This window comes from Chryseobacterium sp. CBo1 (assembly GCF_001693475.1).
GTDB lineage: Bacteria > Bacteroidota > Bacteroidia > Flavobacteriales > Weeksellaceae > Chryseobacterium > Chryseobacterium formosense.
The window spans coordinates 1-1846 of record NZ_MAUH01000055.1; the positions used below are offsets into that span (position 1 = coordinate 1).

At 28.8% G+C, this 1846-nt stretch carries 1 protein-coding gene; it reads left to right on the forward strand.

Annotation, left to right across the window (positions count from 1 at the left end; all coding sequences use genetic code 11):
• Positions 1–95: 95 nt before the first annotated feature.
• Positions 96–1727, forward strand: a complete 1632-nt coding sequence (locus BA768_RS17780) for a hypothetical protein (RefSeq protein WP_065721857.1) — start codon at positions 96–98, stop codon at positions 1725–1727.
• The last annotated feature ends 119 nt before the right edge of the window (positions 1728–1846 follow it).

A 1846-nucleotide genomic window follows, 5' to 3' on the forward strand; every position in this document is an offset into this window, starting at 1 on the left:
CTCTCAATTTTGTGAGAATAAAATCGTAAATTGCATCTAGGTTATTCATGAATGTATTTGATTGGTAGTCAATACAATTTACAAATTTTTGTAACATGAATAACTTTTTTTATAATGCACTACGGGTTAATATAGATTTTTATTACATTACAAATAATATTCTAAAAAGAGAACTTGCAGCTCAAACAAAAAACATTGTATATCAAACTTTTTCTTCAGCAGTAGGTTGTAATGATCCAATTAGCACTCCAGTAGTTGATCCTGACTTAGATCCTCAAGATGCAGATATACAATATGAGTCAAAAGAAGCTCTTTTAGATAAGATTATCACTTCGGATGCAATTATTAGTTTTGAATATTCTAATAGGTTAGATTTTGTTGATCTTAAAAGATTAGATAAAATTATTATAAAAGATAAATCAGGTCATTTAATTGCTGAAAAACGTTTTAATTATGAATATTTTCAATCTTTGATCGATTTACCTGCTCCATCAGACCCTACAGAAGATAAAACTAAAAGACTGAAATTACTTTCTTATCAGGAATGTGATAGGGATGGAAAATGCACAACCACATCTTTTGAATATTATGAACAAAATAAGATGACTCAGAGGTTATCGTATGCCACAGATCATTGGGGATATTTCAATAACAAAACAAATAATAAAGGATTTCCTAATGTTCCAATAAAATACCAAGATACAAGCACAAATACACCTGTAAAAGCTTTTGCATCTGATTTAGGGACAGGTATCATTCAAATTGCAGATAAAAATGTTAATCCAGATTATGTTCAAACGTTTTCATTAAAATCTATTACTTATCCTGAAGGTGGGAAAAATGAGTTTATTTATGAACCTAATACTGCAAGTTCTCTATTATATAGACCTGATGAGGAGCATTATTTTCTTGCTAAAAATAATATCATTAAGAGAGATTTCTTTTTTTCTGTGACAGGTTCTGTTACTGGAGAAGATATAAATTATGGAATTCCTCCCAATTCATCTATAAACAATACTAAAATATTTATTAAGGAAATTGATCTTACAAACTATAATAAGCAGCTTAATTTAAAGATTACACGTAGCTCTACATTCAAAGCATCAACTTTTTCAAATTATTTAGATAGCAGTTACTTATATGCCGAAATGAGTGTTTTTTATTATGAAAACGGAGTCAAAAAGTATTGGATTGTTGATTCACCAATGAACGTTCAAACCGTTATAAACTTTAACCAATATAATAATAGTAATATTCCTCTTCAAAAAGTATATGTGGAGATAAAACATACTTATTGGGGAGGTTTAGGTAGTGGTAATATTTCCAACTATATGTACTTTTATTCGCAAGTTAGTTTTAACTGGGAGGAAAATAATCCTAATCTATCTGATGATCCAATTATCTATGCAGGAGGAATACGTATTAAAGAAATTAAACAATACGATAATGGTCAATACAAATATTCTACAAAATATATCTACAAGAAGGCTGAAAACCCTCAGTTTTCTAGTGGAGTATTATTTAATATCCCAATGTATACAAAAAATAAAAGAATTGGAAAAGTAGATGAAATATCATGCTATAGCGGAGGTCATAGAACATATAAAATTGCAAAAAATGCTATAGAACTATCGACAAGACCTGTTATCGCAGGAATGCGTACTCAAGGTAGAACGATTGGATACACAAATGTAGAAGTCATTAAAACAGATATTAATAACCCGTAGTGCATTATAAAAAAAGTTATTCATGTTACAAAAATTTGTAAATTGTATTGACTACCAATCAAATACATTCATGAATAACCTAGATGCAATTTACGATTTTATTCTCACAAAATTGAGAG

Coding starts and splice junctions, on each gene's coding strand:
- BA768_RS17780 (WP_065721857.1), top strand. CDS start 96: ATGAATAACTTTTTTTATAATGCACTACGGGTTAATATAGATTTTTAT.